This is a genomic window from Nitrosomonas marina (assembly GCF_900110145.1).
GTDB classification, from domain to species: domain Bacteria; phylum Pseudomonadota; class Gammaproteobacteria; order Burkholderiales; family Nitrosomonadaceae; genus Nitrosomonas; species Nitrosomonas marina.
Map to the genome: position 1 here is coordinate 133182 of NZ_FOCP01000006.1, position 23615 is coordinate 156796.

The 23615-nt window shown below is 47.7% G+C and carries 20 protein-coding genes; 11 read left to right on the forward strand and 9 right to left on the reverse strand.

What is annotated here, in order from left to right:
• Window positions 1–52: 52 nt before the first annotated feature.
• The 3 genes from BMX44_RS06080 to BMX44_RS06090 are packed head-to-tail and all read left to right on the forward strand — an operon-like array spanning window position 53 to window position 4605.
• Entirely contained in the window at window positions 53–1846 is a 1794-nt protein-coding gene (locus BMX44_RS06080) for a type I secretion system permease/ATPase (protein WP_090629548.1), read from the forward strand.
• Between the two features lie 56 nt (window positions 1847–1902).
• Window positions 1903–3255 (forward strand): HlyD family type I secretion periplasmic adaptor subunit, encoded by a 1353-nt coding sequence (locus tag BMX44_RS06085; protein WP_090629552.1) that lies wholly within the window; start codon window positions 1903–1905, stop codon window positions 3253–3255.
• Between the two features lie 57 nt (window positions 3256–3312).
• Window positions 3313–4605, forward strand: coding sequence for a TolC family outer membrane protein (locus tag BMX44_RS06090; protein WP_090629740.1), 1293 nt, complete (start codon window positions 3313–3315; stop codon window positions 4603–4605).
• On the opposite strand, the gene BMX44_RS06095 is transcribed toward BMX44_RS06090, so the two are convergent.
• Together BMX44_RS06095 and BMX44_RS06100 are read right to left on the reverse strand one after the other, a co-directional pair.
• The gene (locus tag BMX44_RS06095; RefSeq protein WP_090629555.1) at window positions 4606–4812 is read right to left on the reverse strand and encodes a DUF6447 family protein; all 207 of its coding nucleotides are present in this window, start codon (window positions 4810–4812) and stop codon (window positions 4606–4608) included. It lies immediately after the preceding gene.
• A gap of 61 nt (window positions 4813–4873) precedes the next feature.
• Window positions 4874–5347, reverse strand: coding sequence for a DUF5658 family protein (locus BMX44_RS06100; RefSeq protein ID WP_245738848.1), 474 nt, complete (start codon window positions 5345–5347; stop codon window positions 4874–4876).
• 261 nt (window positions 5348–5608) lie between these two features.
• Between BMX44_RS06100 and BMX44_RS06105 the strand changes: the two genes are divergently transcribed.
• Both BMX44_RS06105 and holA read left to right on the forward strand, forming a co-directional pair.
• Entirely contained in the window at window positions 5609–6157 is a 549-nt protein-coding gene (locus tag BMX44_RS06105; protein WP_090629562.1) for an LPS-assembly lipoprotein LptE, read from the forward strand.
• A 9-nt stretch (window positions 6158–6166) separates the two neighbouring features.
• Window positions 6167–7195, forward strand: a complete 1029-nt coding sequence (gene holA / locus BMX44_RS06110; protein WP_090629566.1) for a DNA polymerase III subunit delta — start codon at window positions 6167–6169, stop codon at window positions 7193–7195.
• Between the two features lie 76 nt (window positions 7196–7271).
• Here the strand turns inward: holA and BMX44_RS06115 are convergent, their stop codons facing one another.
• The gene (locus BMX44_RS06115; protein WP_090629571.1) at window positions 7272–8789 is read right to left on the reverse strand and encodes a protein adenylyltransferase SelO; all 1518 of its coding nucleotides are present in this window, start codon (window positions 8787–8789) and stop codon (window positions 7272–7274) included.
• A gap of 213 nt (window positions 8790–9002) precedes the next feature.
• Here BMX44_RS06115 and BMX44_RS06120 point away from each other — a divergent pair, with 213 nt between their 5' ends.
• Both BMX44_RS06120 and BMX44_RS06125 read left to right on the forward strand, forming a co-directional pair.
• Window positions 9003–9590 carry an NAD(P)H-dependent oxidoreductase gene (locus BMX44_RS06120; protein ID WP_090629574.1) on the forward strand — a complete coding sequence of 196 codons (588 nt, stop codon included), beginning with the start codon at window positions 9003–9005 and terminating at the stop codon, window positions 9588–9590.
• Window positions 9591–9801: 211 nt separating this feature from the next.
• Window positions 9802–10185 (forward strand): hypothetical protein, encoded by a 384-nt coding sequence (locus tag BMX44_RS06125; RefSeq protein WP_090629581.1) that lies wholly within the window; start codon window positions 9802–9804, stop codon window positions 10183–10185.
• Between the two features lie 101 nt (window positions 10186–10286).
• Here BMX44_RS06125 and BMX44_RS06130 read toward each other — a convergent pair whose 3' ends face one another.
• From BMX44_RS06130 to BMX44_RS06140, 3 genes are all read right to left on the reverse strand, one after another.
• On the reverse strand, window positions 10287–11753 hold the full coding sequence (locus BMX44_RS06130; RefSeq protein WP_090629585.1) for an amidohydrolase family protein: 1467 nt from the start codon (window positions 11751–11753) through the stop codon (window positions 10287–10289).
• Window positions 11754–11955: 202 nt separating this feature from the next.
• Window positions 11956–13746 (reverse strand): ABC transporter ATP-binding protein, encoded by a 1791-nt coding sequence (locus BMX44_RS06135; protein ID WP_090629745.1) that lies wholly within the window; start codon window positions 13744–13746, stop codon window positions 11956–11958.
• A 376-nt stretch (window positions 13747–14122) separates the two neighbouring features.
• A complete protein-coding gene (locus BMX44_RS06140; RefSeq protein WP_090629590.1) occupies window positions 14123–14947 on the reverse strand; it encodes an NAD-dependent protein deacetylase in 825 nt (274 codons plus the stop codon).
• Window positions 14948–15111: 164 nt separating this feature from the next.
• Between BMX44_RS06140 and BMX44_RS06145 the strand changes: the two genes are divergently transcribed.
• Complete coding sequence (locus tag BMX44_RS06145; RefSeq protein WP_090629594.1) at window positions 15112–15525, forward strand: surface-adhesin E family protein; 414 nt, start codon at window positions 15112–15114, stop codon at window positions 15523–15525.
• 380 nt (window positions 15526–15905) lie between these two features.
• On the opposite strand, the gene BMX44_RS06150 is transcribed toward BMX44_RS06145, so the two are convergent.
• Both BMX44_RS06150 and phnD read right to left on the reverse strand, forming a co-directional pair.
• The gene (locus BMX44_RS06150; protein ID WP_090629598.1) at window positions 15906–18266 is read right to left on the reverse strand and encodes a putative bifunctional diguanylate cyclase/phosphodiesterase; all 2361 of its coding nucleotides are present in this window, start codon (window positions 18264–18266) and stop codon (window positions 15906–15908) included.
• Complete coding sequence (gene phnD / locus BMX44_RS06155) at window positions 18263–19171, reverse strand: phosphate/phosphite/phosphonate ABC transporter substrate-binding protein (RefSeq protein ID WP_090629601.1); 909 nt, start codon at window positions 19169–19171, stop codon at window positions 18263–18265. Before phnD ends, BMX44_RS06150 begins: the two co-directional genes overlap by 4 nt.
• 696 nt (window positions 19172–19867) lie before the next feature.
• On the opposite strand from phnD, the gene BMX44_RS06160 reads away from it, so the two are divergent.
• Window positions 19868–20635, forward strand: a complete 768-nt coding sequence (locus tag BMX44_RS06160; protein WP_090629605.1) for a sulfite exporter TauE/SafE family protein — start codon at window positions 19868–19870, stop codon at window positions 20633–20635.
• 175 nt (window positions 20636–20810) lie between these two features.
• Entirely contained in the window at window positions 20811–21026 is a 216-nt protein-coding gene (locus BMX44_RS16520; RefSeq protein WP_143056896.1) for a hypothetical protein, read from the forward strand.
• On the opposite strand, the gene BMX44_RS06165 is transcribed toward BMX44_RS16520, so the two are convergent.
• Entirely contained in the window at window positions 20978–22132 is a 1155-nt protein-coding gene (locus tag BMX44_RS06165; RefSeq protein WP_090629610.1) for an acyltransferase family protein, read from the reverse strand. The genes BMX44_RS16520 and BMX44_RS06165 overlap by 49 nt on opposite strands.
• Before the next feature lie 589 nt (window positions 22133–22721).
• Between BMX44_RS06165 and BMX44_RS06170 the strand changes: the two genes are divergently transcribed.
• The gene (locus BMX44_RS06170) at window positions 22722–23513 is read left to right on the forward strand and encodes a formylglycine-generating enzyme family protein (RefSeq protein WP_177167690.1); all 792 of its coding nucleotides are present in this window, start codon (window positions 22722–22724) and stop codon (window positions 23511–23513) included.
• Window positions 23514–23615 lie beyond the last annotated feature (102 nt).

A 23615-nucleotide genomic window follows, 5' to 3' on the forward strand; every position in this document is an offset into this window, starting at 1 on the left:
CATGCTTATTCAGCATACAGCTTGTATATTGAATACACATAATCGTAAATGAATGAAACCAATAATTAAAGTTCCCCAGAATGAAATCATGGAAGTCCTGGCCAGCTTCAAGAAGGCCTTTAATACTATCGGTGTCTTCAGTGCCGTGATAAATGCCCTGATGCTCATGCCGGCGATTTATATGCTGCAGCTTTACGACAGCGTACTGACCAGCCGCAATGAAATGACATTACTGATGCTGACTTTAATCGTAATCGGGGCCTATATTTTTTTAGGGGCGCTCGAATACGTACGCAGTTTCGTCCTGATCCGTGTCGGCGCCAAGCTCGACATGAAATTAAACAAACGGGTATACACGGCCGCTTTCGAACAAAGCCTCAGACAAGGAGGGGGCAATGCCGGACAGGCTCTGAAAGATTTAACGAGTATCCGTCAGTTCATGACCGGAAACGCTTTATTTGCATTTTTCGACGCACCCTGGTTCCCGATATACATTTTTGTCATCTTCATGTTTCACCCCTGGCTGGGTATTTTTGCGCTGTGCGGAACCACAGTATTGATCATACTGGCTTATGTAAATGAAAAAATCTCCCGAAAACCGCTGGATGAGGCCAACACCATGGCGGTAGCATCTACCAATCTGGCATCCAATAATCTGCGTAACGCCGAAGTCATCGAGGCCATGGGCATGCTACCCAATCTCCAGTCGCGCTGGGATCAGTTCCATAACCGGTTCCTTAATCTTCAGGCAGATGCCAGCGAAAAATCTGGCGTTGTCACTGCAATATCCAAGTCAACCACCGTGGCACTGCAGTCACTGATGCTGGGACTGGGTGCGTTGCTCGTACTGGAAAATCAAATTTCACCCGGCATGATGATCGCCGCGTCGATATTAATGGGTAGAGCGATTGCGCCGGTCCAGTTGTTGATCAGTGTATGGAAACAGTTCGGCAGCACACGTAGCGCATACGACCGTCTGACAAAACTGCTGGAACTCAACCCCGCCCGCGAACAAGGTATGTCGCTTCCCAAACCCACAGGCGCCATCACTGTAGAGAATGTCACAGCTTCACCACCAGGATCACGCGTGCCTGTGATTAAAAATCTGAGCTTGTCCATAGCGGCCGGTGAAGTGCTGGGAATTATCGGTCCCAGCGGTTCTGGAAAATCCACACTCGCACGGCTTCTAGTCGGTGTATGGCCGGCAGCGGCCGGCAAAGTACGCCTGGACGGTGCCGATGTCTACCTGTGGAACAAAGAGGAACTGGGACCCAATATCGGTTATCTTCCACAGGACATCGAGCTGTTCAGCGGTTCTGTATCGGAAAATATAGCCCGCTTTAGTGAAGTTGACTCGAATAAAGTGATTATGGCTGCTCAGCGCGCCGGTGTTCATCAAATGATCCTGAACATGCCTGAAGGCTATGACACCAGACTCGGCGACGGTGGCGCGGGACTCTCCGGCGGCCAGAAGCAGCGTCTGGGTCTGGCGCGCGCCATGTATGACGATCCGGCCCTGATTGTGCTGGACGAGCCTAATTCCAATCTTGACGACGTTGGTGAGCAGGCATTACTCAATGCGCTGATTGATTTACGCAAGCGCGGCAAAACTATTGTTCTGATTACTCATCGTACCAGTATCATTAGTGTTACCGACAAATTGCTGCTCTTGCACGAGGGCGCAGCGAAATTATTTGGACCGACCAAACTTGTGCTGGATGAGTTGAAAAAACAGCATCAGAGACAACAGGGAGTACCACCGCCGCAGCAAAAACAGCAACCGCAGGCTTCAGAGATACAGCAGAAACCAATTACAACTGTCAACGTCGTGGATGAGGACAACTGAGCTCAATCTGCAGGAATTGGTAATGAAGCAATGACGTGAATACAACAGGAACAAATATGAAGTTGCAGACAGAAAATAATGCAATTGATACCGGTATTGGGCCGGACAATCAGGCGTACCAGGTCAAAACTGATGAAACCGTTCATGCCCGGATCGGCTGGTGGATTGTACTGGCCGGCGTAGGCGGTTTTGTCCTGTGGGCATTCTTTGCGCCTCTGGATAAAGGAGTGCCATTGAGTGGCACGGTAACAGTAGACACCAATCGCAAGGCAGTACAACATCGCACCGGCGGAATCATCGATCAGATCTTCGTCAAGGAAGGTGACCATGTCGAAGCCGGACAGATCCTGGTCCGCATGAACGATGTTCAAGTCAAGGCACAAGCGGAAATTACACGCGCTCAGTTGATCACGGCACGCACAGTCGAAGCACGCCTGATTGCCGAACGCGATGAGAAAAACACCATTGAATACCCGGCGGACCTGCTGGAATCCCAGGACAATCTTCGCGTCAGAAACAGCATGATGACACAGAACCAGCTGTTCAAATCCAGACAGCTTGCCATGCAGCATGAAATTGCAGCACTTGACGAAAATATTGCGGGCCTGACCATACAACTCCGGGGCCTGCAGTCTTCCCTCGCGAGCAAAAAACAACAGCTGGTCTTTTTAAAAGAACAACTCGACAGCCTGCGCGGACTGGCCAAAGACGGTTTTGTGCCGCGTAACCGGGTACTCGATCTGGAACGCACTCATGTTCAGCTAAACGGTGAAATTTCAGCAGAAACCGGTGAAATCGGACGCATTCAAAGTCAGATTGCCGAATTAAAACAGCGCCGGATACATCGTTTCCAGGAGCAACAAAAGGAAGTGCGTCAACAACTGGCTGATATCCAGCGTGAAGTGGATGCTCTCAGCAGTCAGCTAATCGGACAGGAGTTTGAACTGGCCAATGTTCTGGTCAAAGCACCAGTCGATGGAACCGTGGTTGGCATCAATGTATTCACAGAGGGCGGTGTCATCTCACCGGGATTTCGTCTAATGGATATCGTGCCAAGAGACGATCCGCTCATGATAACCGGCCGCGTGCCTGTTCACCTGATCGACAAAGTACATCCCGGGCTTCATGTCGATCTGATTTTTTCAGCATTCAACCAGAACAAAACTCCCAATATTCCTGGCGAAGTACTGCAGGTATCGGCAGACAGGCTGACCGATGAACGTACTGACGAGCCCTATTATCAATTAAAAGTTCGTGTCACGCAGGAAGGCATGCAACTGCTCGCACATCATCAGGTACGTGCAGGCATGCCGGTGGATATTTTTGTAAAAACAGGCGAGCGTTCTTTAATGAATTACCTGTTCAAGCCCATTCTTGATCGCCTCCATGCATCCATGAGTGAAGAATAAATGACCCCGATCCGCATTTACTTCAAAATCGTCTCGTCGTTTTTTATACTTTCCGTCATGGTCAGCTCCGTTCAGGCGCTGAGCCTGCTGGATGCCTATGAAGCGGCGCTGGAGAATGATCCTCTTTTTCGTGCAGCCGTCTATGAAAACGAAGCCGGACAACAGGCCGAAAAAATCGGCCGTGCTGGCCTGCTGCCGAATTTATCGATAACCCATACAGACAGCGAGAACACGGGAACGCGCCAGTTTTCCGGGCAACCGCAATCCCCTCTGAATTTTCACAGCCAGGTTAGTGCATTATCGTTACGACAGCCTATATTAAACATGGAAGCCGTCGCCAGCTACCGTCAGGGAAAAGCGCAGGCCAATACCAGTCGCGCTCGCTTTAACGGACAGAGTCAGGAGTTGGTTATCAGGCTGTCTGAAGCATATTTCTCAGCATTACTTGCGCAACATCAGGTACGGCTTGCGCAAGCGCAGCTCGATTCTCTCGCAGAACTGAAACGCGTCAACGAACACATGCTGCTCAAAGGGGAAGGTACGACAACCGATGTACTGGAAACCCAATCCAGGCATGCACTGGCAGAAGCACGCCTGATCGAGGCACAAGACGAGATGGATGTCGCGCAGTTAACACTGGAATCCATCATTGGCCATGAAATAACACAATTGCACCATCTGTCGAATGTTTTTCAAGCAGAAATGGTTCATTTGCCCAACTTTGATGATTGGCGCTCTCTGGCACTGGATCGTAATGCAGAGCTCGTCACCCAGCGGCATGCACTTCAATCGAGTAAAGAGGAAATTCGCAAAAGTTACGCCGGACACACGCCACGCGTAGACCTTGTCGCAAGTCTTAGCAGAAACAAATCTGCGTCCTTTGTCACTTCAAATCAGAACGTTGAATTAGCGTCTATCGGCGTTGAAGTCAACTTGCCGTTATATGCGGGCGGACGTGTCATGGCCACCACAGACCAGGCCAAGGCCAATTTCGCACGGGCGGAAGCCGAACTGGATGCTGCCGTCGATAGTGTGCTCGTTGAATTGCGCAAACAGTATCAATTGGTCTTAAGCAGCGTCAAACGCATCAAATCATTGGAACTGGCGGTTAAATCAGCAAAACTGCTTGTTCATGCCACTGAGAAAAGTATACAGGGAGGAATTCGGATCAATCTGGATTTACTGGATGCGCAGCAACAGCTTTTTAACAGCCAGATCGACCTGGCAGAAGCCAAATATAATTTTCTGCTTGCGTACCTGCGACTCAATTTCACTGCAGGCACGCTTGTACTCGAGGATCTGAAACGAATCGCCGCTTATTTCACACCCGAGAACCCTTTATCGGAATAATCAGTGCGTATCAACTGGCAATGCGTTCTTCAACGCATGCTGATATGCAATCTTTGCCGTACTCGCAATTGCCAGTTTTGCCTTTAATTGCGCTATTTCATTTTCAACAACTCTCAAATTTGTAATTTGGGTCTTGGCCTCCTGGCTCAACGATGACAAAGCATATTCAGTACCATCGATGATGACTTTCTGTTCACTATCCGCCATATTTATCCTTGAATATAATCAGTTTTAATCAAATCGGTCTATTTTAACCACTACCAGCACACTACAGCTTTCCAGCCAGATTGAGCAAACACAACTCGTAGCCTATTAAAGCACTGTAGCCCGCCAGAATGGCATATTTTACATGCCTCACCCGCATTGTATAAATAATTCTCACATTGTGATGTATCACCAGCAAAACCAGTGCCAGCGCAGTCAGCGCCATTTTAACAGCCACGAATTTACCGACGCTTTCATCGATCAGAACCGCCATAAACCAATTCAGCTCCTCTCCGCCGAGTGCGAGAATCTGTAGCGTAAAAATCGCGTCGCCAATACTCAATAAAAGAATCGCGATCACACATAGCATTAAATGGCTTGCGTAACAATCCACGTAAGCAGGTTGCCAACGCGTCGACCCTGATCGCCGTTCGTTCATCCGTCTGCCGGGCCTGAACCCCATATGGTACGAACAAAAAAAAGGAACGGCCCTGCGGCGCTCGCGTACACGCGCATCCTCAACCATCGTCATACTCATCATCATTCCTCCTCGATTCAATACAGGCCCAATCAGTGCTAAAGCACCCTGACAATCTCAAGCAGAATTGTTTCTGCGCTCAATCATTTTTCGCCTGTCGAAGTTTATTCAAGTTATGTCGCACACATCAACAGTATGCCGTTCAGGTGTCCAGACTATTAAAATCGTTCAGTCCGGCATACTGCACTTTCGTACAATATGGCACAAATGCGGTAGAATTTCGTGATACTAATTTTTACCTTGCCCCAAGACTTAACACTCATGAATGCTGCTCAAACTACAAATCCACCGCTCAGGCACTGGCTGATCGGACTCGCGGTTCTGCTTATCCTGACCGCTTGCGGCTTCAAACTGCGTGGACAGATCTCTTCGCTGCCGTTCGAAACATTATACATTGCCGCACCACCGGGTCATACCATCGGATCAGACCTAAGGCGCGCCATAGACGCCACCACAACGACAAAAATAGTCGACGCTGCTGATAACGCCGAGGCCGTGCTTCAGGTACTCAACGCGAACAACGAGCGGAGAATTCTGTCGCTGTCAGGTGGCGGACGGGTGCGTGAATTTGAATTGATTTTCAGAATAACCACGCGGCTGATTGACAGCAAGGGAAACGAAATCGTACCGGAAAACACGATTACACTGTTACGTATACTGCCGTTTCTGGATGCACAGATTCTGGCCAAAGAAGCCGAAGAGCAAATGCTGTATCAGGATATGCAGGCTGATGCGGTGCAGCAGATAATCTGGCGATTGTCGACCTTGCAAAAATCCAGATTCAAACCCGAAGCTGCATCGATTCAATAAATGTAAGAAATGCGTATAAACCAGGGGCAGCTAGACCGGCAACTGTCGCAGCAACTTGCATCGTTATATGTAATTACCGGCGATGAAATGCTGCTTCTTATTGAAACTGCCGACCTGATCCGGCAGCATTCGCGCCAGCGGGGTTTCAGTGAATACGTGCTGTTTACTGTCGACCAGCACTTCCGCTGGTCAGATCTTTTCACTGCCAGCAGCAGCCCATCGTTATTCGGTGACCGTCAGTTCATCGATCTGCGTATACCATCTGGCAAACCCGGCAAGGAAGGTGGAAAAGCAATCGAATCTTATTGTCAATCGCTACCGCAGGATACAGTGACACTGATTACTCTGCCCAAACTGGATAAGCAGAGTCAATCCACGCAATGGTTCAAGGCAGCAGAAAACGCCGGTATCGTAGTTCCGATTCAAACAATCGGGCAGGCACAGTTACCGGCCTGGATCAAACAGCGCCTCGGTAAGCAACAGCACACTGTTGATACAGAAACGCTCGGGTTCATCGCCGGCAACGTCGAAGGCAATCTGCTGGCTGCACATCAGGAAATACAAAAGCTGGCTCTGCTCTATCCACCCGGCCAGCTGACTTTTGAGCAGGTTAAAAATGCCGTCCTGAATGTTGCCCGGTACGATCTCTATCAGTTAACAGAAGCCATGACCAGTTTCGATCCCGTTCGCTATGCACGTATTCTGTCTGGCTTACAGGGCGAAGATACGGCCCCGCCACTCATTCTCGCCACAGTGGCCGGACAGATCCGTCAATTGATTGTACTGAGAACAGGACTGGACCAGGGACTACCACCTGACCGGCTGTTCAGGTCGGCACGTATCTGGGGTAACCGGCAAAACATGCTGTTATCGGCAGCCAGACGCATTCCAGCCGAACGACTTAGGCAAAGCCTGGTTCATGCGGCAAAGATCGACCGTATCAATAAAGGTGTCGCCGTTGAAAACAGCGCCGACGCATGGAATGAGCTGTTGCAACTGGGCCTGAGCATCGCGCAGCCAAAGTTGCAACCAAAATAGCCAAACAATTCAGAACGAAACCGCAATTGTCAGTTACTTCAACAGCGCATCCGCTATGCAGTATCCGTCATTCAGGTTATGTACCGCAGAAAGTTTGCCGCACACGTTCGGAAGCTGTTGGTGGCGTCCGGTACTCGTTATACTCCGATGCATCGATATAAGGATCGGATACAGCGGCCAGCAAACATTGCATTTCGCTGTAATCGCCATGATCTGACGCCGCAGTCAGCGCCGCCTCAACACGATGATTGCGGGGCAGCAAGGCGGGATTATTTGCTTGCATTACGCTAAAAGCAACTGTCCTGGATTCAGACTGGCGCGCCAGGCGTGCCTGCCACTGTGCATGCCATGCAATAAACGCAGAATCTTGAAAAAGTGCATCGTCAGGAAGCCGCTCGGCAGCCAGTGAGCGGAAGGTATTGGTATAATCGGCATGATGCTGGTGCATGCACATCAGCAGTGCTTCAATCAATTCGACATCGCTCGCTTCCTCATTTATTAGCCCCAGCTTTTTTCGCATACCGTTTAACCAGTATTGCTGAAAAATATCAGGAAAAGCATTCACCGCTTCTTCCGCCAGCGTCAACGCCTTGTCCTGCGCCGAGTCCAGCAGTGGCAACAATGTTTCCGCAAATCGTGCAAGATTCCATTGCGCCGCGCGTGACTGATTATGATAACCGTAGCGGCCATGATCATCGATCGAGCTGAACACAGTGTACGGATCGTATTCATCCATAAAGGCGCACGGACCATAATCAATTGTTTCGCCACTGATGGCCATATTATCCGTATTCATCACTCCGTGAATAAACCCGACCAGCAACCACTGCGCCACCAGCGATGCCTGACGGTCAATCACTCGGTGCAACAGCGCCAGATATGGATTAGCGGTTTCGAGTAGATCAGGATAATGGCGCCGGATAGCATAATCAGCCAATGTTTGGACATGCGCCCCATCTTTGAGCCTTGCAGCATATTCGAAAGTGCCTACCCGTATATGACTCGCTGCGATGCGAGTCAAAACCGCGCCAGGCAGCGGCGACTCCCGTAACACTGTCTCTCCCGTGGTCATGACGGCCAGACTGCGTGTACTTGGTATACCCAGTGAATGCATTGCCTCGCTGATGATATATTCACGCAACATCGGCCCCAGCGCCGCGCGGCCATCGCCTCGCCGTGAAAATGGCGTATGCCCGGAACCTTTAAACTGGACATCCACCCTGTCACCTGCCGGCGTCACGTGCTCGCCCATCAATATCGCCCGCCCGTCGCCGAGCATGGTAAAACTGCCAAACTGGTGACCGGCATAAGCCTGTGCAATCGGTTCTGCAGTCTGCGGTAATAGATTCCCGGAAAATAATTGCGCGGCATCCTGTTCGGACAATACTTGAAAATTCAACCCGAGGGACTCCGCCAGCGCATGATTTAGGATCGCTACACGCGGCGCACGTACCGGAACAGGCGAAATACGGACATAAAACGGCTCCGGCAGTCTTGCATAGCTGTTGTCAAACCGCCAGCCCACTTCCTCAACAGTAAACTTCTCTTGCGGTTTTGTGTGCGTTTTCACGTCAATTTTTGTTTCTGGCTTCATAATCAGTGTTCTTTATAGTGAGAAACTTCAGACAGTTGCCGTGTTCGTATGTTCAAATGCCAAAACGAATAGCGATTACGCCAGCAACGGGATTAAGGAAACTTTGGCAATATTCTTGATGACAGTCAGATGTTTACGGAATAAACTCTTCCTTAAGGGAGATGCTAGCATAGCACAAATCCTGTCAATTATAAGTCTTGCATAAATAACCTTATGGTCAGACGAATAACTGTAATCCAGGGCCACCCGGATTCAAAAAGCCATCATTTTTGCCATGCACTGGCGGATTCTTATATCAACGGGGCGCGCAACAGCGCATTTGAAGTACGACTGATTGATGTGGCTTCATTGGATTTTCCCTTGTTACGATCAAAAGACGATTTTGAGCACGACACATCAGTAGAATCGATCAGGCTGGCACAGGAAGCAATCCGTTGGGCTGATCATCTTGTTATCATCTACCCTTTATGGCTTGGTACCATGCCCGCACTGCTCAAGGCTTTTTTTGAACAGGCATTACGACCAAGCTTTGCGTTTGATTACACTCAATCCGCAGGGCTGCCCAAAAAACACCTGGCTGGAAAATCGGCACGTATTGTTGTCACCATGGGTATGCCTGCATATATTTACCGGTGGTTTTTTTTCGCTCACGGCGTCAAAACACTGGAACGTAACATTCTCGCATTTTGCAGCATCAAACCGATTAGAACCAGCCTGATCGGATCAATAGAGAACCGGAGTGAAGCACAGCGAAAAAAGTGGTTGAGCACGATGCAACAATTCGGAGAAACAGGCCGCTAGTTGAAGCGTCATCTATTTAACCAGAACAATCCTTCAGCAAAACAACATTCCTTTGCCCAGCCTCGGGTTCACTCTTTAGTGAATTGAATTTCAGTCATTTTTAATAATAATGGTTTCGCTTAGATTAATATAATGGCTACCCCAATATACTTATTGACCTGATTTAACTATTATTTCAACCATGAAGAAGTTAGTTAAAGGAACGATAGCCATGAAAACCCAAACATTACAAAATTTCACCAGAAGTGTGATTGCAGCATTTATTGTTTTCGCGTTACCGATGAGTGCATTTGCGGCAGAGCAAAACGCGCAGTCTGATCGTGTCGATCATGATGCACTGGTACAGTACTATGAAGCGCAAGCAGATGAGATGCTGGCAAAAATTGATGAACAGATTGATGCGCTCAAACATAAATCACGCAGCAGTTTTTTTGGTAAACATGGCCAGGATATTAAAAACCACGTGAAATATAAAATCCATGAATATGAGAAAGCCGCTGAAGAAAGTATGGAGAAAGCTGCTTATCATAAACAGATGGCCGAAGAACAGGAATACAAACCAGTTTTTGCAGGCTCTGGCAACACTAAAAGTTAATCAGTCACTTATCTGTCCAAAAAACCCACTTCGGTGGGTTTTTTATTATCAGAACCACCCGTAATAAAGTCCGGATTCAGCAGGCGTCTTTGATTCGACAGTTAACCGGGTTTTCCTTTTTGCGCTTCGATTATCTCAAGGAAAGCGCCCCGCGTTTTCGGTCCTAAGGTTTCGAAGCTTGGATTGGGCGATTCACCATAAAGGGTTTTGAGATGAGAAATGCTGTCGTTATGCAGCATTGTTTGCAATTTCGGCAGATCAAACCCGTAAATTCTGGCGGCATTCAGGCCAAATATCTGCCTACGCATTTGCGGCGTAATCGCAGAATATGCATATTGATCCTGGAAAGTATCGCTGATTTGAAAACTGCGAAATGCCTGAATCTGGTCCTGCGGGCTGCCATACCACAGCGCATCGGTGCCCCAGCAGATACGTTCAGCACCAAAGTATTTGATCAGCTTACCCAATAGATGTGCTGCCTGGTCAGGCTTGCTCATGCAATAACGCCACACGCTCCCAAGTTCGGCGTACAGATTGCCTGCGTCAGGACGAAAACCGTTTTCCTGATGCGCCTTGATCAGCCGATCTACACCCTGCGCATTATCCGGTCTATACGGGCCTTCTTCAATGCCCACCTCAAAACCCGAGTGATAACAGATAAAATTCACATCGGGATACAGTTTCGCGGCCCGGGCTATATCGGCGGGATCTGAATATCGATAGTCCATACCGCCAAGCGGAAGCCCGCGGTGCGCACTGATGATTTTAACGCCCAGATCTCGTGCTTTCTCAATCAATGGTATGCCGTATTTCGCATCATCCATAAAATAACCCGTTCCGTTCGGCCCCCATTGCGGGTAGGTTTTCCATGCCGCAACGCCAAATTCCCTGGCTTGTATTTCCATAAACTCGAGTCCACCCGGCTCATTCGGCATCACACCACCCTGAATCAGAATCCGGTGGCCAGCACCACCCGCTGCTGCAAGCAGACGTGCTTTTTCTGCGTAGTCCATTGGCGTTGGATTGCTGTCCCGCCCGCCCCAGAGGGCTGATACCACCGAAACGTGCGTGTCACTGTCCAGAAAAACTTCCTTGATCATTTGCTCGGCCGAATAACAATCAAATTCTCCAGCCGCACATTTTCGCCGCTGCCCAAAAACCTGATTCAGCACCGCCATCCAGCGCTCCCCGGATTTACCTCGAGCCCATTTTCCGGATGGATCCACACAATGATTCTGAACATCGAAAATGAATTCATCGCCGCCGATACTGTCCGCAGCTGCCGCCACATCGAATGCCGCCTCTTTTTCGATGGAAAAATAACCGCCAGTCTGACCTGCCCGTGCAAAAGCCTGGTTGAATGCCAGCAGTGTCGCGGCAGAACCGGCCAGTGTTTTTAGAAAATCCCGCCGGCTTTTCTTTATCGCTTTGGCCGCCTGTTCAACACAATGATGCGCATGAGAATTGGCTTCAATTTCGGTTGCCGTCAACGGACGCGGACAATACTCTGCATTGGTTGCCGTATCAACCTTGATCGGCAGACGCTTTCCTTCCGGGTCGAATTCCATCAGACGTACCTCAAAACATAATATGGAAAATTATGGTACAGCATTATTGAAGCAGATTTCGTAATTTGTAAGTAAATTGTGTCACAGTAAAAAGCGAAGCACAATATCACCAGTCCAGGCTGATGATATATCATCTTACTGATTTACATAGTTATTCATTCAATCATTCAGCATTCCATTTGACACAAGGTATTGCAGACCATCAGGCTTGCCCGGTTTGAACCCGCCACTGCGCAGCGTAGATACCATCCCTCTCCAGCAGCTGCTGGTGTGTTCCGGATTCAATTATCCTGCCCCCTTCAACCACTGCAATGGCATCCGCATCCACGATAGTTGACAGACGGTGGGCAATCATAATCACAGTACGATTATGGCCTATACGACGCAAAGAGCGCTGAATCGATGCCTCAGTTTCATTATCAACAGCGCTGGTAGCCTCATCAAGCACCAGAATTGGCGGATTCTTCAGCAAGGCCCGGGCCAGGGACAATCGCTGACGTTGACCGCCCGAAAGGCGAATGCCGCGTTCACCAACCTGAGTATTCAGACCCTCCGGCAGCATTTCAATGAATGCCCAGGCCTCGGCAGTCTTCGCAGCGTCAATAATTGCAACCTCCGGTGCATTCGGATCGCCGTAAACCAGATTGTCGCGAATACTGCCATCGAACAAATACACATCCTGGCTGACAAGACCGATGGCGCCACGCAGAGACTGAAGACAGACAGATTGAATGGGCTGCTCGTCTATCAGAATATGGCCATGAACAGGATCATAAAAACGCAGCAAAAGTTTGATCAGTGTCGATTTGCCCGATCCGGTAGCACCAACCAGCGCCAGCGTATTTCCTGCAGGCACATGTAAATCAATATCCCGTATTCCGGCCACACCATTGGGATAGTAAAAACTGACTTTTTCAAAACGAACGTCCCCTTTTACCGGTGTTTCCAGCAATTTTCCGCCTTCATCGTCTACATGAACGGGTTCTGCAAGAAGATCGAGGATTCGACGTGTGCTCGCCATGGCGCGTTCAAACAGATCGATCACTTCGGCAAGTCCTGTCAACGGCCACAGCAGTCGTTGTGTCAGAAATACCAGAACACCATAGGCACCTACGTTCAAAGTACCTTCAAGAGCCATCATTCCGCCCACGGTAAACGTCGCCAGGAAACCCGCCAGAATAGCCATGCGTATCACCGGAATGAATGCTGAACTGATACGGATGGCCCGGCGATTTGCCTCCACATAGGCCTCACTGCTGGCCTTGAGTCGCTGCGCCTCCCGTTGCTCGGCTGTAAAACTTTTGATGGTGGCAATACCTCCCAGATTGTTGGCCAGGCGACTGGAGAGATCGCCCACCTTCTCACGAACGTCGGCGTACAGCGGGCCGGCCTTGCGCTGAAAGTAAAACGCACCCCAAATGATCAGCGGGATCGGGGTAAATGCCAGCAGGGCAATAAGTGGAGAGAGCACAAAGAAAACGGCCCCTACAGCCACTACCGTCACCAGCACCTGAATCATGGCATTGGCGCCGCCATCGAGAAAGCGTTCAAGTTGATTGACATCATCATTCATTGTCGCCACTAACTGGCCAGAACTGCGAGCCTCAAAAAAACTCATGTCCAGACGCTGAGCATGTTCGTAGGCATCCTGGCGCAAGTCCGATTGCAGACGCTGCGCCAGATTTCGCCATAAAATCTGATACAGATACTCAAACACGGACTCGCCGGCCCAGATAAAAAAGGTGAGAATCGCCAGAATGGTGATCTGCTCCCGCGCGGTCTCAAATCCCAGGCCAGCCACGAAACTCTGTTCCTGATTGACCACCACGTCGATGGCCACACCGATCAGAATTTCCGGCGCAATATCAAACAGCTTGTTAATAGTAGAACATATAGTGGCCGCAATAATATGTCGACGGTAGCCGCGAGCATACTTCAACAGGCGAATCAGTGCAGCAAAACTGCTGGTAGTATTATGAGTAAAACCAGACATAAAATTTTCTGAAATGGAAAACAGGCCCAAGAGTAGCCGGTAACAAGCAAATTTGGAAGCAGACTGCTTTAAAACGACATGCACATACTACAGCTCACTTGGCTTTTGTAGCAACCGGTCATCCGCCGCTTAAGCCGAACGCATGCAGTTAAACCGGCAGTTTTTGAATTGGCTTCCAGTTTTTCGCCCTGCGCAGATTATTACTATCAATCACAACGGACACCGCCCTATGAAGCAGCAACATGTAATTTCTTCCAACCTGTCCAGAGAACACCGCAAAAGCATGATAAACCATCAACGCTCGTTCAGTTGTGACAGAACCTGGAGAGCCAGAAAAAAATTAATTTAAACCAACTACAAACAATGCCATACGGATTCAGGCTACCAGTGCCGTTAATACTGTCTGGCAGTCCTGCCCGATCTTATGATCAACAATATCGTCTGCACGGGTTCTGCCCCGATTAATAATCATCAACGGTTTGCCGTCCTGCTTTGCCAGTTTGCAGTAACGAAAACCGGAGTACACCATTAGTGATGAGCCAATGGTCAGGACACCATTGCATTGCTCGTACAATCGTGCAGCTGCGAGGTGGGTTTGTTTTGATATTGCCCCCCCAAAAAAAACGACATCAGGCATTAAGATGCCGTCACAAGCCAGACAGTTAACAAGCTTCATTCTCCTGGTGATCTCGTCTCTCACATGAGCATCGCCATCGGGAGCCAGCGTCGCGGTGAGCGGCGCCAGAAATGAATTGAACTCCAGCAGGCGAATCTGCAACTGCTGCCGGTCCTCAAACTGTCCGCACTGTAAACATCGCACCCGGTCAAGCCTGCCATGCAGGTCAATCACATGCTGCTGCCCTGCTCTCTGATGCAGTCGATCGACATTCTGCGTAATCAAGCCTGCGAAATAACCACGCCGTTCCAGTTCTGCAAGCGCATAGTGCGCATCATTGGGCAACGCGCGTTCGACCGGTGGCCAGCCTACTGCGCTTCGTGCCCAGTAGTGTTTTCGCTTGTCTTCATACTGAATAAATTCATGATGCTTGATCGGGTCGCTGCGCAGCCAATCGCCATTGTCATCCCGATAAGTCGGAATGCCGGAGTATAAACTGACCCCCGCACCCGTAATGACCAGCCACGGCTTGTGTTTGTCGAGTATCGGTCGCAGTCCGGATTGATCGTGTCGCAGTTTCATCATGCAAGTTTTTCAGACAGCATTGGCATTACCAATCAAAGTATTAGACCAGGCCAGCAATGATATCGTTGTGCAAAACGTCCGAAATATCGCATATTCATGGCTTTTATGGAATAATTCTTTTGAAGTGCTTTTCAGCATTTATAAACAACACAGGATCCATCTCTATGAAAAAACTGTTATTGACCATCATGTTGTTTTGCCTCAGCACCGGTATTATGGCCGAGTGGACACAGGTGCACAAGCGCGACGACAAAGGCGGCTTCACGGTATATGCCGATATGCAAACCATCCGCAAAGTCGACAACGTAGCCAAAATGTGGGCGCTGCTCGACTATAAGCTTGAACAGGAAGACACCGGCGCTAATTTTTTATCCAAGAAAGTCCGAAAGAAGTATAACTGTCAGAACAGGCATACCAAAGAGCTGGCTTACAAGTTATACAGCTGGAACATGGGTGGCGGAGAACAGATTCGTTCATATAGCCAGCCGCAAGAATGGATAAAGATCACGCCCGGCAGCGTTGAAGAGGCCGAATGGATAGTAGCCTGCGGACACCCAGAATTAGACGATCAACGCTAACAGCCTGCCCACTGGAAAAAGTTGCCGGCTGCGCCGCCGGCAAACAGGCTGTTTTCATTGAGGTTACCTGTTAACAAGTCCGGTCGGGCGCAGCTCATCCAGCCAGTATTGGCAATACCCTGACCGGACAGAACAGGGATGAAACATATACTACACTTGCAAGGCAATTGGCCGAGCTGTGGTCGCGATGCCCCGCTATCAGGCAGACGGTAATAGTCGGTTGTCAGACGAACTGCAAATGAAAAAACCTGGGCCGCACAGTAGTTGCGGCGACTTTGTAAAATACATCGCTGCGCGGCGAATTCCAGAATGCAGTTGTCTGAAGCAGTCAGTAAACAAACCTGATTTCAGCTTTATTTTGTTCTTTTGGCCAGCAATGACTATAAAAATGCTTTATGCTGATCGGTGGGTTTGTCAAAATAATAACCCTGTGCGAATTGCACGCCAAGGCTTTTTAGAAGCGCCAGAGTTTCATCATTTTCCACAAATTCCGCAACGACGGATTTATTCAGTGCCTGCGCAATGTTCACCATCGCTTTTACCAATACCTGATTTTCATAATTTTTCGGCAAATCCCTGATAAACATGCCATCAACTTTTAGAATTTGAACATTTAGATATTTCAAATACATAAAGGTTGAAAACCCGTTTCCAAAATCATCCAGACACACGCGGCAACCAATCTGATTAATGGTTTCAATAAAGCGCTGCGCATCCTGAAAATCTGAAACGGCCTCGGTTTCAGTGAGTTCGAGGACCAAACGTTTGGGATCGACAGAACAGGATACTAATTGTTCGCGTATAAATTCAGGTAATGAAGGTTCATCAAAAGTACGTCCCGATATATTGACCGCCAGCGCGGGCACATGCGGATATTGCGCCAGTGTGGCTATGCTTTTTGCCAGTACAATGCGGTCTATTTCTGCAATCTGGGCGGTTTTCTCGGCGATTGGAATGAATTCGCCAGGCATGATGATACTTTGTTTATCCGCCGGGTCATACATGCGCACGAGAACTTCTAAATGACTCAAAGCTTGGTTATTCGTATAGTAGACACCCTGAAAATAAAGTATGAGCAGATCCTGCTGCAACGCCAGATCGATCCGTCGACTCCAGCTCATTCGTTCTACCATCATTTGCGGCGCTTTATGATCGTGATTATACAAAGCCCACCTGTTTTTCCCTTTTTTCTTGGCTTCGTACATCGCCGTATCAGCGTGTGATACCAGGTCTTCTACATTAACTCCGTGGTCGGGATAATTGGCTATCCCAATGCTGGCCGTAAGACGAATACTGGTGTCTTCAAACTGGAACGGGATTGAAGAAATGGCCGAAATGATGCGTTCGGGCAAAACACCCACTTTCTCCACCGGCTCAAATGCTGTAAGGATAGCAAATTCATCTCCGCCCACCCGTGCAAAGCTCTCAGTGCTTCTGATCAAAGTTGAAACCTGATTGGCAATACGACTCAACACACCGTCTCCGGTACCATGACCGAATGTATCATTGATATATTTAAATTCATCCAGATCAAAATATAGCAAGGAAAACTTGCCATTCTCACGACGACACTTCTCAATCATCGAATCCATAGATTTCTGAAAACTGTGCCGATTCAATAGCCCTGTCAATGCATCATGTTCGGCGAGATACAACAATTGCTCGGCTGTCTGGCGCTCGCTTGTAATGTCTTCAAATGTCCATAAGCGTCCCAACAATCTTTTTTTGCCATCCAGAACCGGATAGAAGGACTGTTTCAAAATCCGGTTATTCGTTACTTTAATTTCCAGGTGTTTTCTAATTCCATGTGTCTTTTGTTCGGGCAAACCACTATTGGGCGGATGCTTGGATTCGGAGTAGCCATGCGGCGATTCGTTCAATAATTGATTGATTGTCAAACCTGTTAATGGTTTGTCTTTATCTATTTCCCACATACCCCTGAATGCAGGATTGACATACTCCACCTGGTTCTGACTGTCTTCAAGCAGGATACCAATATTCAAAGCGGACAATAGCGATGCCAGCCGGCTTTGCTCCAACTCCGCCAGCTCTCTCAGTTTTCGTTGCCTTAATTCGGCGTGATGCGTTTCAATAATCATCTTTCGAATATTCATAACCAGTGGAATGATAATGAAAGCAGCAAAGATAATCGTCCCTACAATAAGCTGGATTACAAAGGTTGTTTTATTACTGGATTCCGACAACAATACTGTATGAATATCTTCTCTTTCATTAATTAGCAACCGGCTGTATTGCTGCGTTCGAAGATCTGCGGATTGAATCTGGTCCGGTAATTGCCTGATACTTTCATCGCTTGCATCGTTCGTCGCCAATACACCGTTCATGATTTTGACAAGGTTGTTTATATCGTTCTCCATCCGTATCCGCGCGTTTTCGATGGCCCGATTCGGTTGCGCTTCCGTTTCGAGGCTTTTGGTTTCTCTTAAATAGCGGTCAATCACATAGGCAGTATTACTGAGCGCACGCACATATATGTCTTCATCTGCTACAGACAATTGGCGCAATCGATAGGAATAATTGAGACCCTGGATTGTTTCAGTCAGATTTTCAGTGTGATAGATAAGCGGATTATAGTATTGATTCAATTGGTCATTAATGCGTTGCTGCTGGTGTAAATGATAGGTGAGCAATACAGCTTTAAGAATCCCCATCAGCATCAGCAACGCAATTAGTAGATACACTCGTAGCAGTATGTTTTTTTTTTGAACCCCTGGTTTCATTGCATTTCCGATCGAAGCGTGCGGACAACATTTCTCAGCAGATCAAAATCGGCATCATGAGCGGGCAAAAACCCACCAGCGCCTGCTGATTCCAGTATGTGTTCGTGTTCGGGATTTAAAGGTGACAGTGAAAGAAAGGCATCCAGCAGGCGCACGCGCAGGGATGGTTCCATATCGGGCTGAATGGCCCAGACATAATCTGTATAGTCAGGCGTTTGCCACAGAATTTGTATATCTGAATCCTGCAGATCCCCTTCTCGGAGCATTCTTTTGATGACCTGACTGTTTGCAGCACCGATATCCGCTATGCCGTCACGTACCCAATAAGCTGTTTTATCATGGCTACCGGAATAAAGCACCTTGGAAAAAAAATTTTCAGGATGTATGCTCTGTTGGTCTAGAAAATACCGCGGCATTAGATGACCGGAAGTAGATTGCCTGGATCCAAAACTAATGACAGCGTCTTTATAATCTCTCAATCGTTTTTCGATACTTCCCGGTCGTACCAGAAACACTGTATTGAAATGCAAATCGTTATCCCGCAGCACCAGCGGTTCTGCTCCGGCGCCTTGTTGAGCCAATATGAAAGTATAGCCTCCAAAAAAAACAGCATCTAATTCTTTTTCTTTAAATTGATTCAACAGATCCAGATAGTCTTTTGACTGTTTATACTCAACCCTCAGGCCTGTTTCGTCTTCAATATAATGCAGTAAGGGACCAAAGCGACTGTCCAGAATTTTTTGGGCGCTATCAGGTAACAACCCTATTTTGAGCGTTTCCTCAAAATCGTCAACATTGTCGGCAAAAGCCTGGGCCATCAGGAAAAAAACCAGCAATCCAATCCGGCACAATGTATTAAGGACTGAGACCCAGCGGTAATGAAGAAATTGATTTGATCTTGTCATTTAGATTCCTGTTCAGGTATCCAGCCGCGATCATTTAATACACACCATGAAAAGCGACGATGTGCCTTGTCAATGTAGAAAACCCTTTTGCAAAAGTAATAAATAATAATTTACACGGCAACACCGATAATAATATGTTTGGTCTCAGCAAGCCAGTGCAGGACAACTTGTTGACGTAAATCTTGCAAAAAACCGAATTAAACTGCAGACAGTCAGAGATAAATTGTTTTCGCATCGACTTCGCCATGGTACTAATGCCCAAACATATCTGGCGCGTACACATAAAAAAAGCACCTCGATCAACTGAGGTGCCTAATATAAGGAAAGATGAGCAGACTGAACAAGGGAGAGAGAAAGCCTGCTGGATAACATTCTACAGATTGAAGTCAAAAATGATTGATTAAAAAGTCCATGATAAACACGTTATTTCATTCGATTGTTTCCCAGGAATGCTGTACCTTTCCCTGCGACCGGTAATATACATCCGTTACCTTGAAAACTGCTGCATGCAAACTATTCGTCGTTACCCAAACATTCAATCGCTAATTTACAAGCAGACGACAATACCTGGCCATACCATACAAGCTTACTCATTTGCGCTTTTTAGCGTGAATAGTCTATGTATAAAAGTTATATAATTCCCTGTCTAAAAAAACATCTAAACACAATAAATATTTTCAAGAGAGCTTGCGAACAATGGAATGGGGCATAGTTAGCCTGGCCGGATTTCTCGGTGGAATGTTAAACGCAGTCGCAGGGGGAGGTAGTTTTATTACGTTACCCGCATTGATTGCTGTTGGCGTTTCTCCTGTTTCAGCCAATACAACAGGTACTGCGGCTCTTCTTCCCGGGTACATCGCAGGCGCATGGCGATTCAGGCATGATATTGACTTTCCCGCTGGCTTAAACATGCTATTCATAACATGGATAGCATTGTTCGGCGGCACGATCGGCGCTGCTATTCTGTTGCTGACCGATGAACAATTATTCTCAACGCTAATTCCCTGGCTAATTTTTTTTGCCATGATGGCATTTATAGCCGGACCGAGGCTTCTTCGAAGAAAAAATACAGTTACAAAAAATCCAGGGTACGATCTCTATTCTTCACGAAAGCCAAGTATAGCCGCCTGCCTGCTCTTGATTACGGTCTGTATATACGGTGGATATTTCAATGGGGGGTTAGGAATAGTATTGTTGGCTGCGCTGGGCTTAATGGGTCAAACCAGCTTACACAGCATGAACGGGATAAAAAACATTATCTCGGCATTACTAACCATGGTTGCCGTTGCTGTTTACGCCCTAGGTGGCGCAATCGCATGGAACTATCTTGTGCTAATGAGTATAACGGCAATTGCTGGCGGTTACTTTGGTGCAGCATTCGCATACCGTGTACCTCAAAAGATAATGCACAGCTTTATCGCGCTTGTTGGCTGTTTAATGTCTATAGTATTTTTTTTGCGATAACGGTGATACAGATAACACCAGGCACGTTGTTCAGCAACAGTCGAAAAACAAAAAAATCATCTATTATGTTGTTTAACAATGAGCAACTCTAGCGATCACCAATAAGTGTCAATTTCTGACGATGTTGTTATTTTTTCGCTGAAACATTCGAAAATTCCGAGAATATAAATTAATTATGCTGACAACATGGCACCGCCGACGCAACATGAACATCAGCACACCTGAGACAGCCCGTCTTAAACGTTCAATTTCACTACCACTGCTTATTTTCTTCGGTATCGGGACCATGGTCGGCGGTGGCTTCTATGCGCTGGTTGGGAAAGTTGCCGGTATCGCCGGCATCTATGCACCGTTATCAGTCCTGGTCGTCGGACGCCCCCCAACCAAATAGCTGAATGCGCCCAATCGGTTAGCAAAACGCCAGAGCATCCAGCTGAAAAGATAGACCACAGCAAGTAATAGAAAAAACTCGACCCACCACGGCCATGATATCTGTGCGATCAGCGCAAGCCCCACGAGTGTAATTGGGAAATGCAGGACGTAAAGTGGAAAGACTGCGCGATTGAGTTCAACCACCAGAGAACTGGGTCTATTCAAAAATTTTGCAGCCAATCCGAGGGCTGTAATACACCACGCCCAGGCAGTAAGCGCCTCAATGACAGAAAATGCAGTTGCATATTGCGGCTCTAAACCCAACGGGACCCAACCACCTGCCGCCAGCGCTTCGCCCGTTGGAAAATCAGCGATAAGAACGAAGGCCAGTAGCGTAGCCTTGATCATAAAGAGAGCAATCGCTGCAGCCAATAAAATCCATACATTGCGTTTTGCGAAGTCCAGGACGGTTTGATGTCGCGCCCCGATCATAAAACCGCCGGCAAAAAATACCAGATAATATGCAAACTGGTATCCATCCCCGGCAAGTGCTGCGGCATACGGTTTCACGATGACAACCGCCAGCGCCGAAACACTGATCAGACCAAGAATAAGCAAGACCGGTGATAGGCTTCGGTTCTCCAAATGCTCACGCAGCGTAAAAATAGGCCAGCAGAGCAGCGTATAAATCATGAGACTAAAAAGAAACCAAAGATGCTGTACCTGACGCGGCACAGGATTAAACAGCCAGTCTGACCAGAATGAGATAAAGCGACGCGGATCATCTGTCATCACAGCAATGGCATAACCGCCAAATGCGTTAAGAACAAAAAAACCGAAAACTGCTGGAATCAAAAGCCGACCGATTCGACTCGCCATGAATTGAAACCCAATTCCACTGCGTGTCAGGAAATATGTTCCAATCCCTGAAATTAGAAAAAGTGATGGCAATCGCCAGCTATGGCTCCAGTATATGAACAGCGACATACCGCCACCCGCCAACTGATTATTTACAAATCGGTAGATGTCGACGCCCCAGTCCACAAAACCAACAGCAACATGATGTGGTACGAGCAAAGCAAACAGCAAGACGCGCAACCAGTCCAGATCATAGCGACGAACCATCAGAATCTCCTTGTTACAAATACTAATTTCAATAAAGCAACTGTGACAGCACAATTACCTGTGTTGGAAACGTATATCTTGCATGAAACTCGATGAGAACCGGTAGTGACCGTATAAAAAAATTAACGACCAATTTGTCTTGATTACTGGAATTGCAATCCGCAACCTGCCCGTTCTTAGTTTTCGCAAAGCCTCATCGTTCGACTTCAACAGTGGCATATCCAAGAATTAAAAACTTCCTCGACCAGGGCCAGGGCTAAAACCTGCGGATCTTCCAATTTAGCAGCCCGTCATTTGAAATTTATAAGCCATGTCTCCAATACTAATACACGGTTTTTTGCGTTTTGAAAAAAATGTGGTTAGTCTAAAATCGATGAATTCAGTATATTGGATGCCATTTAAAAAACAATCTGGGCAAAAGCTTACCGTATAATTATCTGAAAATATGAAAAGACAAAATATTCTGGAGAAAAGAAGCTTATGGCTAATATTGTTTCGTAGATTTTTGTGGGTCTCGGTCATTGCGGTTCTGGCAATAACGAGCGTGCCTTTTGTAAAGTCGGTTTATGACAAAATCGCCCGGAGTGATATGACTTCTGATCCAACTTCGGCGCAATCCGATGAAATAATTCTTCCTGAGCTTGTTTTGATCCCGGCTGGTACTTTTGATATGGGAGAACAGAATACTACATTTATCAAAAATCTTGAGGCTGGAGAAAGAAAATATTTTGGCGTACCCAATAAACACGTCGAAATAGAACGGCCATTTTACATTAGTAAATTTGAAATCACCAACGAACAGTTTGACAGCTATGTTCGCGCACAAAAGCTCAGTAACCCGGCAGGAAAAAACCTGGTCATTCTGTCGAGTGTCAAAGAAAATGCGAATGGCAGTTTACCGGTCGTGGAAATCAATTGGCGCAGGGCGATGATCTATGCAGCCTGGCTTGGAGAACAAAAGCAGCTTGACTGCCGTTTGCCAACCGAAGCGGAGTGGGAATACGCCGCACGGGCAGGACTCGACACCGCTTACCCGTGGGGTAGTGAAGCCGGACATAACAATGCCAACTGCAGTACATGCGGCAGTCGGTGGGACAACCGTCAGGCAGCCCCGGTAGGACAGTTTAAAGCGAATCTTTATGGGCTGCATGATACCGCTGGCAACGTCTGGGAATGGACCTGTTCGGCGTGGCGTGATAATTACGATGGACAGGAGCAGCAATGTGCCCGCATCGAAGAGGGGGGCACACGTGCAGTTCGAGGTGGGTCCTGGGCCTATGATTCAAAATATATACGATCCTCTGCTCGCGGTGAATTCGATGCAAGTATTCGATACAACGGCTTTGGTTTCAGGGTAATGTGTATTTATCCTGAAAAGTAGCCGCGCATTTTCAAGCAGCACTTCCTCTGCTGCATCTTCAACCTCATAGAATTTGCAACATTTTTGCACGCAAGTATATGATAATTTGATATATTCTCTGGA

Bases quoted from the DNA above. Each gene is read 5' to 3' on its own strand.
- BMX44_RS06170 (WP_177167690.1), top strand. From the start codon at position 22,722: ATGACTTCTGATCCAACTTCGGCGCAATCCGATGAAATAATTCTTCCT.
- BMX44_RS06150 (WP_090629598.1), bottom strand. From the start codon at position 18,266: ATGAAACCAGGGGTTCAAAAAAAAAACATACTGCTACGAGTGTATCTA.
- BMX44_RS06125 (WP_090629581.1), top strand. From the start codon at position 9,802: ATGAAAACCCAAACATTACAAAATTTCACCAGAAGTGTGATTGCAGCA.
- BMX44_RS06140 (WP_090629590.1), bottom strand. From the start codon at position 14,947: ATGATGAAACTGCGACACGATCAATCCGGACTGCGACCGATACTCGAC.
- BMX44_RS06120 (WP_090629574.1), top strand. From the start codon at position 9,003: ATGGTCAGACGAATAACTGTAATCCAGGGCCACCCGGATTCAAAAAGC.
- BMX44_RS06130 (WP_090629585.1), bottom strand. From the start codon at position 11,753: ATGGAATTCGACCCGGAAGGAAAGCGTCTGCCGATCAAGGTTGATACG.
- BMX44_RS06135 (WP_090629745.1), bottom strand. From the start codon at position 13,746: ATGTCTGGTTTTACTCATAATACTACCAGCAGTTTTGCTGCACTGATT.
- BMX44_RS16520 (WP_143056896.1), top strand. From the start codon at position 20,811: ATGCTGACAACATGGCACCGCCGACGCAACATGAACATCAGCACACCT.
- BMX44_RS06115 (WP_090629571.1), bottom strand. From the start codon at position 8,789: ATGAAGCCAGAAACAAAAATTGACGTGAAAACGCACACAAAACCGCAA.
- phnD (WP_090629601.1), bottom strand. From the start codon at position 19,171: ATGACAAGATCAAATCAATTTCTTCATTACCGCTGGGTCTCAGTCCTT.
- BMX44_RS06145 (WP_090629594.1), top strand. From the start codon at position 15,112: ATGAAAAAACTGTTATTGACCATCATGTTGTTTTGCCTCAGCACCGGT.
- BMX44_RS06100 (WP_245738848.1), bottom strand. From the start codon at position 5,347: ATGAGTATGACGATGGTTGAGGATGCGCGTGTACGCGAGCGCCGCAGG.
- BMX44_RS06095 (WP_090629555.1), bottom strand. From the start codon at position 4,812: ATGGCGGATAGTGAACAGAAAGTCATCATCGATGGTACTGAATATGCT.
- holA (WP_090629566.1), top strand. From the start codon at position 6,167: ATGCGTATAAACCAGGGGCAGCTAGACCGGCAACTGTCGCAGCAACTT.
- BMX44_RS06165 (WP_090629610.1), bottom strand. From the start codon at position 22,132: ATGGTTCGTCGCTATGATCTGGACTGGTTGCGCGTCTTGCTGTTTGCT.
- BMX44_RS06080 (WP_090629548.1), top strand. From the start codon at position 53: ATGAAACCAATAATTAAAGTTCCCCAGAATGAAATCATGGAAGTCCTG.
- BMX44_RS06105 (WP_090629562.1), top strand. From the start codon at position 5,609: ATGAATGCTGCTCAAACTACAAATCCACCGCTCAGGCACTGGCTGATC.
- BMX44_RS06085 (WP_090629552.1), top strand. From the start codon at position 1,903: ATGAAGTTGCAGACAGAAAATAATGCAATTGATACCGGTATTGGGCCG.
- BMX44_RS06160 (WP_090629605.1), top strand. From the start codon at position 19,868: ATGGAATGGGGCATAGTTAGCCTGGCCGGATTTCTCGGTGGAATGTTA.
- BMX44_RS06090 (WP_090629740.1), top strand. From the start codon at position 3,313: ATGGTCAGCTCCGTTCAGGCGCTGAGCCTGCTGGATGCCTATGAAGCG.